The organism is Campylobacter concisus (assembly GCF_003048575.1).
In the GTDB taxonomy this organism is placed as follows: domain Bacteria; phylum Campylobacterota; class Campylobacteria; order Campylobacterales; family Campylobacteraceae; genus Campylobacter_A; species Campylobacter_A concisus_U.
In genome coordinates this window covers 55,558-71,592 of record NZ_PIRZ01000003.1, presented here as the reverse complement: position 1 = coordinate 71,592, position 16,035 = coordinate 55,558, and the positions used below count along the sequence as shown (strand labels likewise).

Below are 16,035 nucleotides of genomic sequence, written 5' to 3'. Positions count from 1 at the left end.
TTATGATACAATCGCCCATAAATTTTAGTTTAAGGAAGCAAAATGCGTATTTTAATAGTTGAAGATGAAGTGACGCTAAATAAGACGATTGCTGAGGGCTTGCAAGAGTTTGGCTATCAAACTGATAGCTCTGAAAATTTTAAAGATGCTGAGTACTATATAGGTATCAGAAATTACGATCTAGTTTTGACTGATTGGATGCTTCAAGATGGCGATGGCATAGATCTTATAAACATCATCAAACATAAATCTCCACGCACTTCAGTTGTAGTTCTTTCTGCAAAAGATGACAAAGAAAGCGAAATAAAAGCACTTAGAGCTGGTGCTGATGACTATATCAAAAAACCATTTGATTTTGATATCCTAGTAGCTAGACTTGAAGCTAGACTACGCTTTGGCGGCACAAATATTATAAAAATTGATGAGCTCATCATCAATCCAGATGAAGAAAAAATCACATATTTGGGTCGTGATATTGAGCTTAAAGGTAAACCTTTTGAAGTCTTAACTCATCTTGCAAGACACTCAGATCAGATCGTATCTAAAGAGCAACTGCTTGATGCTATCTGGGAAGAGCCAGAGCTCGTCACTCCAAACGTCATTGAAGTCGCTATCAACCAAATCCGCCAAAAAATGGACAAACCACTAAATATTTCAACAATTGAAACTGTTAGAAGACGCGGATATAGATTTTGTTTTCCCAAAAAAGCCTAAGGAATAGATTTATACTACAATTAGCATCTGGTGCTATGATGCTAATTGTAGTTATTTCGGTAATGCTTTATCACTATATAAGGGTTACCGTTTTTCAAAGTGTCGTTAATGAGCTAAACTATCAAGCCGAAGCTTATAAAAAAAATCCTCAAAATTTCAATCCTTTAAATTCAAAAACATTTACGATAGAAAATCCAAATAAAACTCTAGCAACGATAAAAACAGACGAGCCACAAGATAAAGAAACATATATCGTAACACGAAAATCAAAGGATCAGAGTAAAACTTTTTTAATAACAAAACTTGATGAAAGCAGTTATTTAAGCCTAGAAAAAGATACTACTCTTCAAGCCCATATAGTAGAAGAAATTTTTATAGATATTATAATCGTAAATGTATCAGCGATACTTTTGGTACTTTTTTATGCACTATTTTTATCAAGAATGCTTTTAATACCTATAAAAATTTTGAGTCATAAGCTTGCAAATTTAGATGAAAAATTTCTTCATGAGATCGATATAAAAAGTCTACCAGATGAGTTTTTACCACTTGGACAGAGCATAAATAGGCTAATCTCTCGTATCCAAACATTTGTCTTATACCAAAAAGAGCTTTTTGTAGGCGTGGCACATGAGTTAAAAACACCGCTGGCCGTAATGAAAACAAAAAATGAAGTTACGCTTTTAAAGCCACGCGAGAGTGAAAAATATATCGAAGCTCTAAAATCAAACAATGAAGCTATAAACGGCATGAACGCGATGATAAGTTCTATACTTGAGATCGGCCGTCAAGAAGGAGCTCAGTTTGAAGAGCCAGTGAATACCGATGTCATAGGATTTTTAAAAAAACTTGTGAAAAACTATGAGATACTTGCAAAAAATGATGAAAAAAATATAAAACTGGACCTAAAACCAGAAATTTTAAATCTAAAAATACAAACTAGCTTGCTAACTCACATTGTGCAAAATTTTGTTCAAAATGCCATTAAATTTTCACCAAAAAATAGCACCATTACGATTAGCTCTAAGCTTATAAAAAATAAATTTATTATCGAAGTAATAGATGAAGGAATAGGCATAGATGAGAGTAAAGATTTATTTGCTCCATTTAAAAGATATGGCGACAAAGGTGGTGCTGGGCTTGGGTTGTTTCTAGCTAAAGGTGCAGCACAGGCTCTTGGTGGCGAAGTAGACATTAAAAATAGAAACGATAGAAGCGGTGCAGTCGCAAGCCTAGTTTTAAATATAAAAGGATAAAAATGGCAAAGAGAACCGCAGTAATCGATCTTGGCTCAAATTCCATGCGAATGGCGATATTTGAGAGAACGTCACGCTTAGCATTTTTTATACTAGCTGAATATAAAACAAAGGTTCGCCTAGGTGAAGGCGGATATGGCTCAAACAATGAAATATCCGAAAGCTCAATGAAAAAAGCGCTAAAGGCTTTTAGAGAATTTTCAAATATCATAAAAAGCTACAAATGCAATAAAGTCTTATGTGTTGGTACTTCAGCGCTTAGGGATGCTCCAAACGCAAATGTTTTGATTTCTCTTTTAAGAAAAAAACTTGGCATAAATTTAAAAGTCATAGACGGCAAAGAAGAGGCTACTTTTGGTGCAATCGCGGCCAAGAATTTGCTCCATAACATCGCTGAATGCGTCACTATTGATATCGGTGGCGGATCAACTGAGCTTGCCAGAATAAGCAAAGGCAAAATAATAGATACGCTCTCACTTGACATTGGTACAGTTAGGTTAAAAGAGCTTTTTTTTGATAAGAAAAACTTAAATAAGTTGCCAAAATTTTTAGAACAAGTTACAAAACAGATAGATGAGCGATTTAAATGCCAAAATATAATCGCTATTGGTGGCTCTCTTAGAGCGATATCATCTGCTATAATGAGCAAAAATTTATATCCACTCTCATCACTGCATGGCTTTTGCTATAAGCTTAGCGACGAGCAAGCCTACATCGAGAGTATTGCAAATGTTAGCGTGCTTGAGCTAAATAAATTTCCTATTAAAAAAGATAGATACGACACCATTAGAGAAGGCGCACATATCTTTTTAGCCCTTGCCGAAGCTCTAAATGCCAAAAATATTATAACAAGTGGGGTTGGCGTAAGAGAGGGAGTGTTCTTAAAAGATTTTTTACGCCCTAGCATTAAATTTCCGCAAAATTTTAATCCAAGTATCAAAAGTTTGCAAGATCGTTTTATATTATCATGCAATAAATCGGTCACAAGATATGCAAAAGATATATTTATGGTATTAAAAAAGCTTCATGGTCTAAGCGATAACTATCTTGAAGTACTTTTAGTTGCTACAAAACTTCACAATGTCGGTCAAGAGATTGGCTTTTATGGCGATCATAAAAACTCAGCCTATATAGTCCTAAATGCCTTAAATTATGGCTTTTCGCATGAACAAAAAGCATTGATTGCAGTAGTAATTGGCACAAACGGAAAGAAAAACATCTATGAATTTGAGCGATATAAAAATTTACTTCCAAAAGCCGAGTGTATAAGATGGCTAAGTTTTATACTCTCACTAGCAAAGGCACTTGATCTAACCTGTGAAAGGCTAAATTTAAACTTCGAATTTAGTGGGCACACGTTAAAAATAGAAGGTGCAAAAGAATTTGCTATGGCAAAAGAAGAGATAAAAAAGATCACAAAACCTGAAATTTTTGCTATTTCGTTTGTATAAATTTTGAAACTAGCTTTAACGCTAAAAATTTAAATTGGACGAGAATTTTAGCTAAAACTACTAAAATTCTCCGCTCATTTTATCTTTATAGTTACTTAAACTATTTTTTCGCTCTTCCAAAAATGAGCTTAGTTTTTTCTTGTTCTCTTCAAAAAATATAGCAAAATCTTGCTCATTTTGTATCTTGTCTTCACCAAAGCTATCAAGCATTACATTTGAGCTACCGACTATCACTAAATAACGTCTATTTTCATAGCTTAATAGCATTAGTTTATTAGTGCGATCAAGATACTTTTCATATATTATATTGACGTTACTATTTTGATTTTTAAGTAGCCAGTTCATTGATTTTGTATCATTTTGAGACTGATTTCTAGGTGTTTTAAACCCGCTAAAATCACTACTCTTTGAAGTAATATATCTTTTAAATACATATAAAAATACAAGAAGCGCAATAAGCACACTTAAGACTATAAAATACCTTGAGTCTATATTTAACATAGGCTCTTCATCTATCTTTGGAGTGCTAGGGCTCTCTATTTTTGCACTAGCTTGAGGCATATTTTGTATTTGAGGTTTTGCATTTTTTAGAGTTACACGAATGCGGAGCCCAAAACTATCAGTCGTCTTTGAAGCATTTACGATAATAGCATCATTTGAGCGCAAATTTAAGACAAGCGAGTTTTGCTTTGGCTCTATCTCAAGCTCTTGAATAATCTTTGAGTTTATATCTTTGCTGGCACTTTGATCGTAATTTAGCGAATTTAATATCAAAGATGTTGTGTCCTTTTCGCGCTTTTGAAAGATATTTCCTTCATAAGGTGCATCAAAGCTAAGCATAATATCGACTCTATCAGCACGTTCATAGATATTGTAAGTTAATAGGTTTGAAGCTAAAATTTGAGTTGCAAAAAGTAAGAAAAATAGTATAAATTTCATAAAAGTTCTTTTTTGAAGTACTGAATAACTGACTTTGAATCCAAAATTTCATTTATCCTGATGGCTAAATTTTTCTCATAAACCATTACTTCGCCTTTTCCAAAAATTCTATTATTTATATATAGCTCTACGCTCTCACCAGCTGGCTTTTCGAGGTCTATAACCGAGCCAGCTTCAAATTTCAAAAGCTCATTTATACTAACCGTGGTAGTTCCTAGCTCAGCTATAAAATCAACGCTTATATCCATAAGCTCATCATAGCTCTTAAAAAGCCCTAGCTGCTCTAGCGTCTCTATCGCACTCTCGTCGTTCATTGTATGTCGTAGCCTATTTGAAATGTTCTATTTTTTATTTTATATACAAATTTCTCTTTTAGTTTGATACCAAAATTTTCAACTTCACCTAAAAATTCAGGTGTCCCAAGTTTATAAGTATTTGGCTCTTTTTCATTTAGTAAATTTTTAGCTTTGCCAATGATCTGATTGGCTATCTCTTTGCAAAGATCGTCTAAATCGCCACCATCAACATCTTCGTGACCAAAAAAGGCATTCATGAAAATTTTCAAAGTATCTTTTTTAAAAAATAGGTAAAAATAATACTCGCTTTTGCCCTTATAGACTGGTATGCTAGCTCCGTAAAATCCTTTGCCCAGACTCTTACCAAACTCTAAATCCAGCCCTAAAGTATCCTTGCAAAGATAGCTTGTAGCTTCATCTATAACTTTTCTCATATCTCTTCCTTAAGACTTGAAATGCATTTTCAATTATACTTTGGCTTTACTAAATTAGCTATAAATTTATTAAGCATTTTAAAAGAGTTTATCTATCTCTTTTACTAGCTTTTCACCGCTAAATTCGGCACAAAGCTTAACTATTTGAGTACCTATTATCGCTCCGTCAGCATATTTTTTTACCTCATTAACATCATCTTTGTTTTTTATACCAAAGCCCACAGCTACTGGCAGATCGCTCTTTTTCTTAAGCTCTAGGACCAAATTTTTTATCCTATCTTCATCAGCCCTTTTTGAACCGCTAACGCCGATTGCGCCAAGAGCGTAGATAAATCCTGAGCCAAATTTTAAAATTCCATCCGCTCTACTACCAGATGTGACGCTGATAAGTGGCACGAGGCATAAATTTAGCTCCTTGCACTTTAGAGCAAATTCCTCGCACTCCTCGCAAGGCAGATCCGGAACGATAAAGCCGCTAACTCCAGCCTCAACTGATCTTTTTAGAAATTTATCAACACCATAAGCAAAGATGATGTTGTAATAAACCAAAAATATAAGTGGCTTTGTCACTTTTGCCTTGCAACTCTCAAGCATATCAAAGACAATGTCCGTATTTACGCCGTTTTGCACCGTCTCAAAGCTAGCTTGCGCTATGAGTTTACCATCAGCCAGCGGATCAGAGTAAGGGATGCCGATCTCAACTAGATCAAGCGTGCTATCATCTAAATTTTCTAAAAATTCCTTCGTTTTTTCTAAGCTTGGATATCCAGCCACGATGTAGCCGATGTTTGCCTTTTTGCCGTTAAATGCACTTTTGATCTTATCCATAAATTTTTCCTTTTTCGTAGCCGATAACCGTATTTATGTCCTTATCGCCCCTACCTGAGACATTTACGACTATGACGCTTTTTTTATCAAGTTTTGGGCAAAGCTTCTCTAGATACGCTAGTGCATGCGCACTCTCGATGGCTGGAATGATGCCCTCCATCTTGCTTAAGAAATAAAGAGCGTTTATGCACTCATCGTCAGTTACAGCTTCGTATTTTACCCTTTTAATGTCGTTTAGGTGGGCGTGCTCTGGGCCGATGCCTGGGTAGTCTAGGCCTGCTGAGATGCTGTGAACTGGTGAGATCATGCCGTATTCATCTTGCAAGACCGTCGTTTTCATGCCGTGGATGATGCCGGTTTTGCCTTTGCTAAGCGTAGCTGCGTGATAAGGCGTCTCTATACCAAGACCGCCAGCCTCGATACCTACTAAATTTACACTCTCATCGTCCAAAAATGCACTAAAAATTCCAATAGCATTACTACCTCCACCAACGCAGGCGATGGCGTAGTCAGCCTTTTTGCCGTAGTCTGCAAGCTGAGCTTTGGCCTCTGTGCCAATCACGCTTTGGAAGTCGCGCACGATCTTTGGATACGGATGCGGGCCAACGGCTGAGCCAATGACGTAAAATGCGCTCTCTATCTCGTTTACCCACGCTTGTATGGCCGCCGTAGTCGCCTCTTTTAGCGTTTTTAGCCCGTCTTCAACGCTCACCACCTTTGCTCCAAGAAGCTGCATACGAAAGGCATTTAGCTGCTGCCTAGCAACGTCTGTTGCGCCCATATAGACATCACACTCTAAGCCCAAAAGTGCCGCTGCAGTCGCTGTCGCCACGCCATGCTGTCCAGCTCCAGTCTCAGCTAAAATTTTCTTTTTACCCATTTTTTTAGCAAGCAACGCTTGAGCTAGGGCGTTGTTTATCTTATGCGCGCCAGTGTGGTTTAGATCCTCTCTTTTTAGGTAAATTTCATGTCCGTAGTGCTCGCTTAGGCGCTTTGCGAAAAAGAGCGGACTAGGCCTACCCACATAATTTTTAAGCAGATCATCAAGCTCGTCTTTAAACTCTTTTGTTTTTGCGATACTGGCATAGGCGTTTTCTAGCTCATCAAGAGCAAACATCACCGTCTCAGGCACAAACTGCCCGCCAAATTTTCCAAAATATGCTTTAGTGTTCATTTTCTACCTCACCTATGATCTTTAAAATTCTCTCTATCTTTTGCGCATCTTTTATGCCGTTTTCGTCCTCGACTTTGGAGTTGATGTCGACTAAATATGGCCTAAATTTCAGCGCCTCTTTGATGTTGTGCTCGCCTATGCCCCCAGCCATGCCAAATTTAAATTTAACCTCTTTTAAAATTTCCCACTCAAAGCTAGTGCCGTTTCCGCCGGCATTTTCGCCCTTGCAGTCAAAAAGTGCCATGTCAAAATGCTTAAAATCAACCTCTGGCAAGCTATCTTTCACGCTAAAAACCTGCCAAATCTCAAGCCCCATATCTTTTAAATTTGCACCTAAATTTTCACTCATCGCTCCATGCACCTGAGCCACGTCAAGACCAGCAAACTGGCAAATTTCCATTATCTCGCAATCACTTTGCTCAGCAAAAACGCCAACTATTTTTTTGCCCTTACTGTGAGCAAATTTGGCTATCTGCCTAGCTAAATTTAGATCAACCCTTCTTTTACTTTTGGCAAATATCAGCCCGATAAAATCAACATCCAAAGCGCAAACCGCACTTGCCTCATCTAGCGTTTTGATGCCACAAATTTTAACTAGTGCCATTAGCCCCAGCCTTTATAAACTCTTCATAAAATTTATACGCCTTGCCTGAATTTATAGCCTCAAGCACCATTTTTTTAGCCTCGTCTGGGCTCTTTGCGCCATCAGCTGCATAAAGCGCAAACATAGCGTTAAAGACCACGATGTCAAATTTCGCCCCCTGCTCCTCGCCTTTTAGCGTGCGGATCAATGTTTTGGCATTTTCTTCAGGCGTGCCACCCTCGATATCGCTGTGAAGCGCTCTTTTAAAGCCAAACTGCTCTGGCGTGATGCTGTATTCAAAAATTTCGCCATTTTTTAGCTCCACAACGCTCGTTTCACTGCAAAGTGTGATCTCATCAAGTCCGTCATCGCCGCGAACGACTAGAGCGTGCTTTCTGCCAAGGATCTTAAGCGTCTGGGCGTAGAGTTTTAAAACAGGCTTATGATAGACGCCAACTAGCTGGTTTGTAAGGTTTAAATTTGGATTTAAAAGCGGTCCAAGCACATTAAATACGGTCCTTATGCCGAGTCTTTGGCGCACTTCTCTCACCTCACCCACTAGCGGATGGAAAAATGGCGCGTGAAAGAAGGCTAAATTTTTACTAGCTAAATTTTTACGCTGTTTTGCCAGTGATTTTTCACTTTTTACACCTAAAATTTCAAGCACATCAGAGCTGCCAGACTTGCTTGAAACTGCCTTGTTGCCGTGTTTTGCGACCTTTATGCCAAGACTTGCAAGGATAAATGCCACAGTTGTTGAGATATTTATCGTCTTAAAGCCATCGCCTCCTGTGCCACAAAGATCGATCATAGGCGTATCATCGCGGTAGGTTTGCGAGTATTTTAGGATGTTTTTTGCAAGCGCAGCGAGACTTTTTGGATAGAGGCTCTTTTCGCTAATGAGCACCAAAAGGGCTGAAAGCTGCACTATCTCGTACTCTTTACTGGCTATTATCTCGCAAATTTGCTCAAAGTCGCTATCATCAAGCGGTATACTCTCTTGAAGCTTGATAAGATATGGCTTAAGAGAGCGAATTTTTGGCTCTTTAACCTCATCTTTTGCCTTATAATTTACAAAATTTTCAACGATCTTTTTGCCGTATTGCGTAAAGTAGCTCTCAGGGTGAAACTGGATACCAAAGATCGGCTTATCTTTAACGCTAAGTGCCATAACTACGCCATCATCGCTCACCGCATCAGCGCTTAAGCTAGCTGGGAGCTCATCGACATAGAGAGAGTGGTAGCGCATGACCTCAAAGCGCTCAGGTAGCCCAGCAAAGAGCGGCTCTTTGTTTTTCACGTCGATAAATGAGGTTTTGCCGTGTAGTGGGTCATCTAGTCTTTTTATCTTTGCGCCGTAGCTTAGGCCGATAGCTTGGTGTCCAAGGCAAATTCCAAGCACAGGCACGCCAAGGTCGGCTTTTAGAATTTCTAAACAAACTCCGCTATCTTTTGGGTGCTTTGGTCCTGGGCTTAAAACGATCTTGCTTGGGTTTAGTTTTTTGATCTCATCAAGTGTAATCTTGTCGTTTCTAACACATCTGACCTCTTCATCAGTAAGCTCTTTTACATATTGCTCGACATTAAAAACAAAACTATCGTAATTATCTATGAGTAAAATCAACCTATATCCTTTAAATTTAGCAGCGGTTGAGCCTTGCCTAAATTTCTATAAATTTAGGCAAAATTATAACTAAAAGAAAGTTTAATTAGGCTTTTGTACGGCTTTCGTAGGCTTTTAAAAGTGAAAGCATGTCGACGTTTTCTAAATTTACACCAGTTGGCACGCCCTGGGCGATCTTGCTAAATGAAATTTCACTCATGCCAAGCTTATCCTCGACGTAAAGCATGAGCGCGTCAGAATTTAGCCCTGGTGTAAAGGCAAAAACGACCTCTTTTGAGCCATTTTGCTTGATAGCACTTCGTAGTCTCTCTATGGCATCCTCATCTATCTCGTCAAGTACGAAGTAAAGGCCGTTGTAGATGCCATTTTGCTCAAAGACTAGAATATCTTTTGGGCTCTCAACCAGCAAAATGACCTCGCTATCCCTGCTCTCGTCGCTGCAAATATCACAAATTTCATTTTCACTTAGCCCACCGCAACGCTCACAACGTTTAATAAACCTCACCGCATCTTCGATATTTTGAGCGAGTCTTAGCCCTGCAAAGCTATCTTGCATGCAGACAAAGTAAGCAAACCTTGCGGCTGATTTTTTACCAACACCAGGGAGCTTTGCAAAAGACTCAGTTAGCTCGTTAAATTTTTCTAAGCCTCTTTTCATGCTCGCTTCGCCTTTGATCTAAGTAAAATTTTAAAGACGTGATAGCCGTCTTCGTAGTCGTAAGTAAGCTCAAATTTTTGCATCTGACAAATTTGCTCGATGATATAAAGTCCAAGCCCCATGCCACTCCCTACGCTCACTTTATCGCCACGCACAAAAGCTTGTTTGTAGTAATCAATCGGATGATTTAGCTTTTTGCCTAAATTTTTAACCGCAATAAATTCGCTATCGCAGATCAAAATAGCCTTTTTATCCTCTGCGTATTTTAGGGCATTGTCTATCAAATTTTTAATCGCTAAACTAAAAAGCTGAAAATCCACTCTTAATATGACATCGTCCCTGATATCACAGCTCACTCGCTCTTCAAATTTATCAAGCATAAGCATATCTTGCACTTGCTCTAATATAAGCGAAAAATGGCACTCTTGGTAGTTTAGTGCGTAGCTTTTAGAAAGGAGCTGTTCAACTTTACTAAATTCATTTATCAGCATCTCAAGTCGCTCAAATACATTGATAAGTCTCATCTTTTGAGTCTCGTTTGCGACCATCTCAGAGACGATCCTCCCCTTGCCAATAGGAGTCTTTAGCTCGTGCATAATCGCACGCAAAAATAGCTGCCTTGAACGGATGAGTTCTCTTATCTTACAAACGGCGTTATCAAACTCCACTGCGACCTGACCGATCTCATCTTGCTCATTTTCATTTAGCCTAGCCGTCATCGCCATTTCCATATTTCCACTGGCAAATTTTCTGATGTCTTTACTAAGCCTTCTAAGCGGCGAAAGACTTCTAAGAACAGAAACATAAAGTGAGATGAGAAGGGCTGAAACTATCAAAAAAGCAACCCAAAGCGGATCATTTACGTGTCTTGCGTCATTACTTTCAAGAAGTAGCTGAAAAGACGGATTTTTAATAAGCAAATACAAATCGCCTTTGTAATTAACCGATTGTACCACTCCAAGAGGCGTGTGCTGTGTAAAAACAACAGTCCCGTTTGTAGCTATTGAAGTGGCTAAATTTTTATTTCCAACATACTCTAAGTAAAAATTTTTAAAATAATGCTCTAAATCTCTTGGAGGATTTCCGCGTTCATAGAGTGCGACAAGGTAGTTCATCGCACTTATTTGTCTATCCTTTAGCTTTTCTAAAGCGCTCTCTTGCTGAATGTTTGCAAAAGTTACAAAGAGCAAGCACATCAGCGAGAAAGCTATGGCAAAGATAATAGTTATCTTCGTAGTTATGGAATATTTCATCCGATAAGCTTATATCCTATGCCTCTTACTGAAAATATATGTTTTGGGGCTTTTGAGCTATCACCGATTTTTGATCTAAGGCGTCCGATAATAACATCTAAGCTCTTTGAATCTTTATCCTTTAGGCTTTTACAGTTATAAACTAGCTGTTCGCGTGATACTGAAAAGCTGTGTTGCTTAATGAGATAAGTTAAAATTTCATACTCAGCTGGAGTAAGAGCTAACGGCTCATTGTTAAAGTAAATTTCGTGACGTTTATCATCGATCCTAAATGCACTATCGACAACCTCTTCTTGTACTTCATTTGTCTTTTTATATCTTCTTATAAGACTTGTGATACGAGCATACATCTCTTTTGGATCGTATGGTTTTGGCAAATAATCATCAGCACCAAGCTGAAGTCCAACAACCTTGTCGCTAATATCGCTTCTAGCTGAACTTATGATGATAGGAATGTCGTATTTTTGGCGAATTTCTTTACAAACCTCAAGCCCATCAATGCCCGGTAAAGTAAGGTCAAGTATTAGCAGGTCATAGTTTTTTATCCCAGCGCTAAGTCCTAAATAAGGGTCTTCAAAATTCGTAACTTTTATATTAAAACTATCAAGATATTCAGATAAAATTTGTGCAAATTCTGGATCGTCTTCTATCATTAAAACATTAACCATGAATTATCCTTTTTATTAAAAATAGTAGAGATTATACGGCAAAAATGTAAATTCTTTTTTAAATTTAAACTTTTTTGGGTAAAATCCCATATTTAAAATAAGCTTAATTAACAAGGAAAAATGTGGAATTTGACTATTACGAAATCCTTGAAATTTCAAGAAATGCAAGCGGAGATGAGATCAAAAAAGCCTTTAGAAGGCTCGCTTTAAAATATCATCCAGATAGAAATTCTGGCGACAAAGAGGCTGAACTAAAATTTAAACAGATAAATGAAGCTTATCAAGTTTTAAGCGACGAGCAAAAACGCTCTATCTACGACAGATATGGCAAAGAAGGCCTTGAGGGTCGATTTGGTAGCGGCGGCGGGTTTAGTGCCGATTTTGATCTTTCAGATATTTTTGACTCATTTTTTGGTGGCGGTTTTGCAAGTAGTTCTAGGCAGAGAAGAAGATACTCTGAAAAATACTCAGCCGATCTTGAAATTCCTATAAATTTGGAGTTTAACGAAGCTATTTTTGGTTGTGAAAAAGAGATAAAATTTGATCAAAAAGTGCCTTGCCCAACATGCAATGCAACCGGCAGTAAAGATGGCAAGAGCAAGACTTGCCAGCACTGTGGCGGAAGTGGCAGGATAACACGCGGAAATGGCTTTATGAATATCGTCCAAGAGTGTCCATATTGTCACGGAAGCGGTGAAGTAATAAGCGAACCATGCCCCGATTGTAACGCGAAAGCTTATAAAATCCAGCAACAAACTGTAAAGATTACCATCCCTGAAGGCGTTGATAGCGGCATGAGAATGAGAGTAGCTGGTAAAGGCAATATCGGCACAAACGGCGTTCAAGGCGATCTTTATGTAAGCATAAACGTAAAAGAAGATAAGCATTTCATTCGTCACAATGACGATGTTTATCTAGAAATTCCTGTCTTTTTCACGCAAGCTATACTTGGCGAAAGCATAAAAATTCCAACGCTTCGAGGAGAAACTGAGCTAAAACTACCTGTTGGAGCAAAGGATAAGCAGCAATTTATCTTTGAAAACGAAGGTATCAAAAGCGTAAATTCGCGCAAAAAAGGTAGGCTTGTAGCGCAAATTTCTATTCAAACGCCTGAAAAACTAAGCGATGAGCAAAAAGAGCTTTTAAATAAGCTTCAAGCTAGCTTTGGCATAGAATCAGGCAAATCAAATACCGATGAAAGCGTCTTTGATAAGATAAAAAGCTGGTTTAAAGGCGATGAGCCAAAGAAGAAAAAGAAAAAATAAAATTGATTTGTGACGTGAAATTTAGCGTCACAAATTCTCTAAAACAGACTTTTGCACCTTATTTTTACAAGTAAATTTCACACAAATTTTAAAATTTCATGAGCGAGTAATTTCAGCTCTAAAATTTAAGCCAAGCAAAAAGCAAGAACGAATCTTAGCAGTCAATTCTTACGAGCAAGCAAAATTTTAAAATTTGCAAGAGAGTATAAATTTACTCAGTTGCAAGCTCCAAATAATAATCAAGCTGATCGCGTCTGATGATACGTATAAGGTTTGTGCTACCCTCAACGCCCGTAGGGTGACCGGCGGTGACAAGATAGGTCTTGTCGTGTTCGACATATCCCTCTTCATACGCCTTTTTCATGACATTTGCTAAAAGTGAGCTAAGCTTTGTTTTTTCTAGTACAAGCGCTGGTGTAACACCCCAAGCAAGAGTAAGCATGTGTGCTGTTTGCTCATCGTGAGCTACTGCGATGATGTCGATATTTGTGCGATTTCTAGCTAATTTTATAGCCGATTTTCCTGAGCCAGTGATTGAGATTAAAGCATCTGCCTTTATGCGAACAGCAAGAGATGCGGCACTACTTGCCACCATATCAGTCTCGTCAAAAAAGTCAAACTCATCAAATTTATTATATGGATAGATGCTTTGAGTTTGGATGATCGTTTTACTCATCGCCTCCACGACCGCGACTGGGTTTTTACCGATCGCACTCTCCTCGCTTAGCATAACAGCATCAGTACCGTCTAGCACGGCATTTGCCACGTCACTGATCTCCGCTCTTGTGGCAGTTTCATGCTCCGCCATGCTTAGCATCATTTGAGTTGCTGTGATGACTGGCTTGCTTGCTGCATTTGCCTTTTTGATGATGAGCTTTTGGATAGTTGGAACCTTATAAAATGGCACTTCTATCCCAAGATCACCACGAGCTACCATGATACCATCACTCTTTGCGATGATGTCGTCTATATTTTCAACTGCGTCAAATTTCTCGATCTTAGATAAAACGGCAGCTCTTGAGCCAAATTCTTTTAAGATATTTTTTGCCTTTATTACGTCATTTGCATCTTGCACGAAGCTAATGGCGACAAAATTTACGCCATGCTTTGCGCCAAATTTCATATCTTCTTTATCTTTTGGTGTGATGATCTCGATGCCAAGAGCTGTATTTGGGAAATTTACGCCTTTATTTGAGTTTAAAATTCCATCATTTTCAATGATAGTTTTTACCACCTCTTTGCCCTCACCTGTGACTCTTGCTCTGATCGAGCCATCATAAAGGTAGACATACTCGCCAACCTTTAGCATAGGCAAAATTTGAGGCTGATTTAGGCTTACTTTATAAATTCCTTTTTCCACTTTTTCACCGATAATCTCATCAGCATGGATACTAAGTTCATCACCAGCCTTTAGATAAAATGGCTCACTAAGCTTGCCAACTCTGATCTTTGGGCCGCAGATATCTTGTAAAATTCCTATTCTTTTATTTAGCTTTTTTTCGATATTTCTTATCTTGTCAATGTTTGATTTATGGTATTCGTGTGTCCCATGGCTAAAATTTAAACGAAAGACATTAACACCTGCTTTTACCATCGCCTCCATTGTCTCTTCATTATCACTTGCTGGCCCCAAAGTAGCTACGATTTTCGTCTTTTTTATCATTTTATGCCCCATAAATTTGATTTTTGCGATTATAACACATTTTAATAATGTAATTTTTTGTATAATAGTCAAAATTTCAAAGGAGAAGATATGAATAAATTTTTATTAGCGTCTCTTGGTTTAGCAGCTGTTGCTTGCGTTGCTATGGGAGATGATAAAGTTTATAAGCTAAAGCTTGCTAGCTCATGGGAGAGCACTATGCCAGTGCTTGGTGATGTACCAAAAGAGCTAAAGGATAAAGTTGAAAAGATGAGTAATGGTAGACTTGAGCTAAGGATTGATTATCCATCAAAGCATAAATCGCCTTTTGCGATGCTTGATTTTGCTAAAAGCGGTCAATACGACATTACCTACACAAGTAGCTATTATTATAAAGGCAAAGATGCTAAAACTATATTTTTTACAGCAACTCCATTTATGATGAATACTGATGAGCAAACAGCTTGGTATGAATTTGGCGGTGGTAAGGAACTTGAGGCAAAAGTTTACGATCCATACAATATCAAAATTTTTAGAGCTGGAAATACCGGCATGCAAATGGGTGGCTGGTTTAAAAAAGAGATCAAATCATTAGATGATATCAAAGGCTTAAAGATAAGAATTCCGGGCTTTGGTGGTGAAATTTACGCTAAACTTGGCGCTAACATCAATACTATCCCAACTGGTGAGCTTTACATGGCCCTTGAGATGGGAACGATCGACTCAGTCGAATGGGTAAGCCCAGCTTATGACATGGCACTTGGTTTTCACAAAGTGGCAAAATACTACTACACAGGCTGGCAAGAGCCAAACGGTGAAACTCAATTTTTCTTTAATAAAAAATCATACGAAAAACTTCCAGATGACCTAAAAGCGATCTTTGAAGCAGCTGCAGCAGAAGTAGCAAGAGATGCAAATACAAAAGTATTTTATTCAAACGTCGAGTACTGGGATAAAATGAAGAGCGAGTATCCAGACATCCAAGTAAAGTCTTTCCCACCAGAAGTAATCGCAGCTCTTAAAAAAGCCACAAATGAATTACTTGATGAAGAGAGTGCTAAAGATCCGTTATTTAAAGAGATCGTTGAGTCTCAAAGAGCTTTCCTTAAAAAAGCAAGAGAATGGACTAAAATTTCAGACTACGCTTATATCAAGACAAACGAATAGTAAAATTTAGCAGGGATCTTCCCTGCTTTTTATATTTGCTCCAGTTACTTTCAATAAAAATTTTAATCAAAATGTTTCTATAA

General features: G+C 38.1%; 16 protein-coding genes. 5 read left to right on the top strand and 11 right to left on the bottom strand.

Annotated features, from left to right (window positions below):
• Positions 1–42: 42 nt before the first annotated feature.
• From hsrA to CVS84_RS04530, 3 genes are read left to right on the top strand one after another with little or no spacing between them, the layout of a single operon-like run.
• The gene (gene hsrA / locus CVS84_RS04540) at positions 43–714 is read left to right on the top strand and encodes a homeostatic response regulator transcription factor HsrA (protein WP_021091657.1); all 672 of its coding nucleotides are present in this window, start codon (positions 43–45) and stop codon (positions 712–714) included.
• Positions 715–752: 38 nt separating this feature from the next.
• Positions 753–1,970 carry a sensor histidine kinase gene (locus CVS84_RS04535; RefSeq protein WP_199906110.1) on the top strand — a complete coding sequence of 406 codons (1,218 nt, stop codon included), beginning with the start codon at positions 753–755 and terminating at the stop codon, positions 1,968–1,970.
• 2 nt (positions 1,971–1,972) lie between these two features.
• Positions 1,973–3,421, top strand: coding sequence for a Ppx/GppA phosphatase family protein (locus CVS84_RS04530; protein WP_107691345.1), 1,449 nt, complete (start codon positions 1,973–1,975; stop codon positions 3,419–3,421).
• A gap of 60 nt (positions 3,422–3,481) precedes the next feature.
• Here CVS84_RS04530 and CVS84_RS04525 read toward each other — a convergent pair whose 3' ends face one another.
• The 10 genes from CVS84_RS04525 to CVS84_RS04480 form a co-directional block, all read right to left on the bottom strand.
• A complete protein-coding gene (locus CVS84_RS04525; protein WP_107691344.1) occupies positions 3,482–4,360 on the bottom strand; it encodes an excinuclease ABC subunit A in 879 nt (292 codons plus the stop codon).
• Positions 4,357–4,674: a flagellar motor switch protein FliN gene (gene fliN / locus CVS84_RS04520; protein WP_021091807.1), complete on the bottom strand. Its 318-nt coding sequence runs from the start codon at positions 4,672–4,674 to the stop codon at positions 4,357–4,359. The genes CVS84_RS04525 and fliN overlap by 4 nt, the downstream gene beginning before the upstream one ends.
• Positions 4,671–5,090, bottom strand: coding sequence for a chemotaxis protein CheX (locus CVS84_RS04515; protein ID WP_107691343.1), 420 nt, complete (start codon positions 5,088–5,090; stop codon positions 4,671–4,673). The genes fliN and CVS84_RS04515 overlap by 4 nt, the downstream gene beginning before the upstream one ends.
• 78 nt (positions 5,091–5,168) lie before the next feature.
• Positions 5,169–5,918: a tryptophan synthase subunit alpha gene (trpA, locus tag CVS84_RS04510; protein WP_107691342.1), complete on the bottom strand. Its 750-nt coding sequence runs from the start codon at positions 5,916–5,918 to the stop codon at positions 5,169–5,171.
• Positions 5,911–7,092 (bottom strand): tryptophan synthase subunit beta, encoded by a 1,182-nt coding sequence (trpB, locus tag CVS84_RS04505; protein WP_107691341.1) that lies wholly within the window; start codon positions 7,090–7,092, stop codon positions 5,911–5,913. The genes trpA and trpB overlap by 8 nt, the downstream gene beginning before the upstream one ends.
• The gene (locus CVS84_RS04500) at positions 7,082–7,696 is read right to left on the bottom strand and encodes a phosphoribosylanthranilate isomerase (protein ID WP_107691340.1); all 615 of its coding nucleotides are present in this window, start codon (positions 7,694–7,696) and stop codon (positions 7,082–7,084) included. Before CVS84_RS04500 ends, trpB begins: the two co-directional genes overlap by 11 nt.
• Complete coding sequence (gene trpD / locus CVS84_RS04495) at positions 7,683–9,299, bottom strand: anthranilate phosphoribosyltransferase (RefSeq protein ID WP_107691339.1); 1,617 nt, start codon at positions 9,297–9,299, stop codon at positions 7,683–7,685. The genes CVS84_RS04500 and trpD overlap by 14 nt, the downstream gene beginning before the upstream one ends.
• An 85-nt stretch (positions 9,300–9,384) precedes the next feature.
• Complete coding sequence (gene recR / locus CVS84_RS04490; protein WP_009294391.1) at positions 9,385–9,957, bottom strand: recombination mediator RecR; 573 nt, start codon at positions 9,955–9,957, stop codon at positions 9,385–9,387.
• Positions 9,954–11,210: an ArsS family sensor histidine kinase gene (locus CVS84_RS04485; RefSeq protein WP_107691338.1), complete on the bottom strand. Its 1,257-nt coding sequence runs from the start codon at positions 11,208–11,210 to the stop codon at positions 9,954–9,956. Before CVS84_RS04485 ends, recR begins: the two co-directional genes overlap by 4 nt.
• Positions 11,207–11,878 (bottom strand): response regulator transcription factor, encoded by a 672-nt coding sequence (locus tag CVS84_RS04480; RefSeq protein ID WP_021091583.1) that lies wholly within the window; start codon positions 11,876–11,878, stop codon positions 11,207–11,209. The genes CVS84_RS04485 and CVS84_RS04480 overlap by 4 nt, the downstream gene beginning before the upstream one ends.
• 122 nt (positions 11,879–12,000) lie before the next feature.
• Here CVS84_RS04480 and dnaJ point away from each other — a divergent pair, with 122 nt between their 5' ends.
• Positions 12,001–13,143: a molecular chaperone DnaJ gene (dnaJ, locus tag CVS84_RS04475; protein ID WP_107691337.1), complete on the top strand. Its 1,143-nt coding sequence runs from the start codon at positions 12,001–12,003 to the stop codon at positions 13,141–13,143.
• 211 nt (positions 13,144–13,354) lie between these two features.
• Here the strand turns inward: dnaJ and pyk are convergent, their stop codons facing one another.
• Positions 13,355–14,806 (bottom strand): pyruvate kinase, encoded by a 1,452-nt coding sequence (gene pyk, locus CVS84_RS04470; RefSeq protein WP_107691336.1) that lies wholly within the window; start codon positions 14,804–14,806, stop codon positions 13,355–13,357.
• Between the two features lie 90 nt (positions 14,807–14,896).
• On the opposite strand from pyk, the gene CVS84_RS04465 reads away from it, so the two are divergent.
• Complete coding sequence (locus tag CVS84_RS04465) at positions 14,897–15,952, top strand: TRAP transporter substrate-binding protein (RefSeq protein ID WP_021091622.1); 1,056 nt, start codon at positions 14,897–14,899, stop codon at positions 15,950–15,952.
• Positions 15,953–16,035 lie beyond the last annotated feature (83 nt).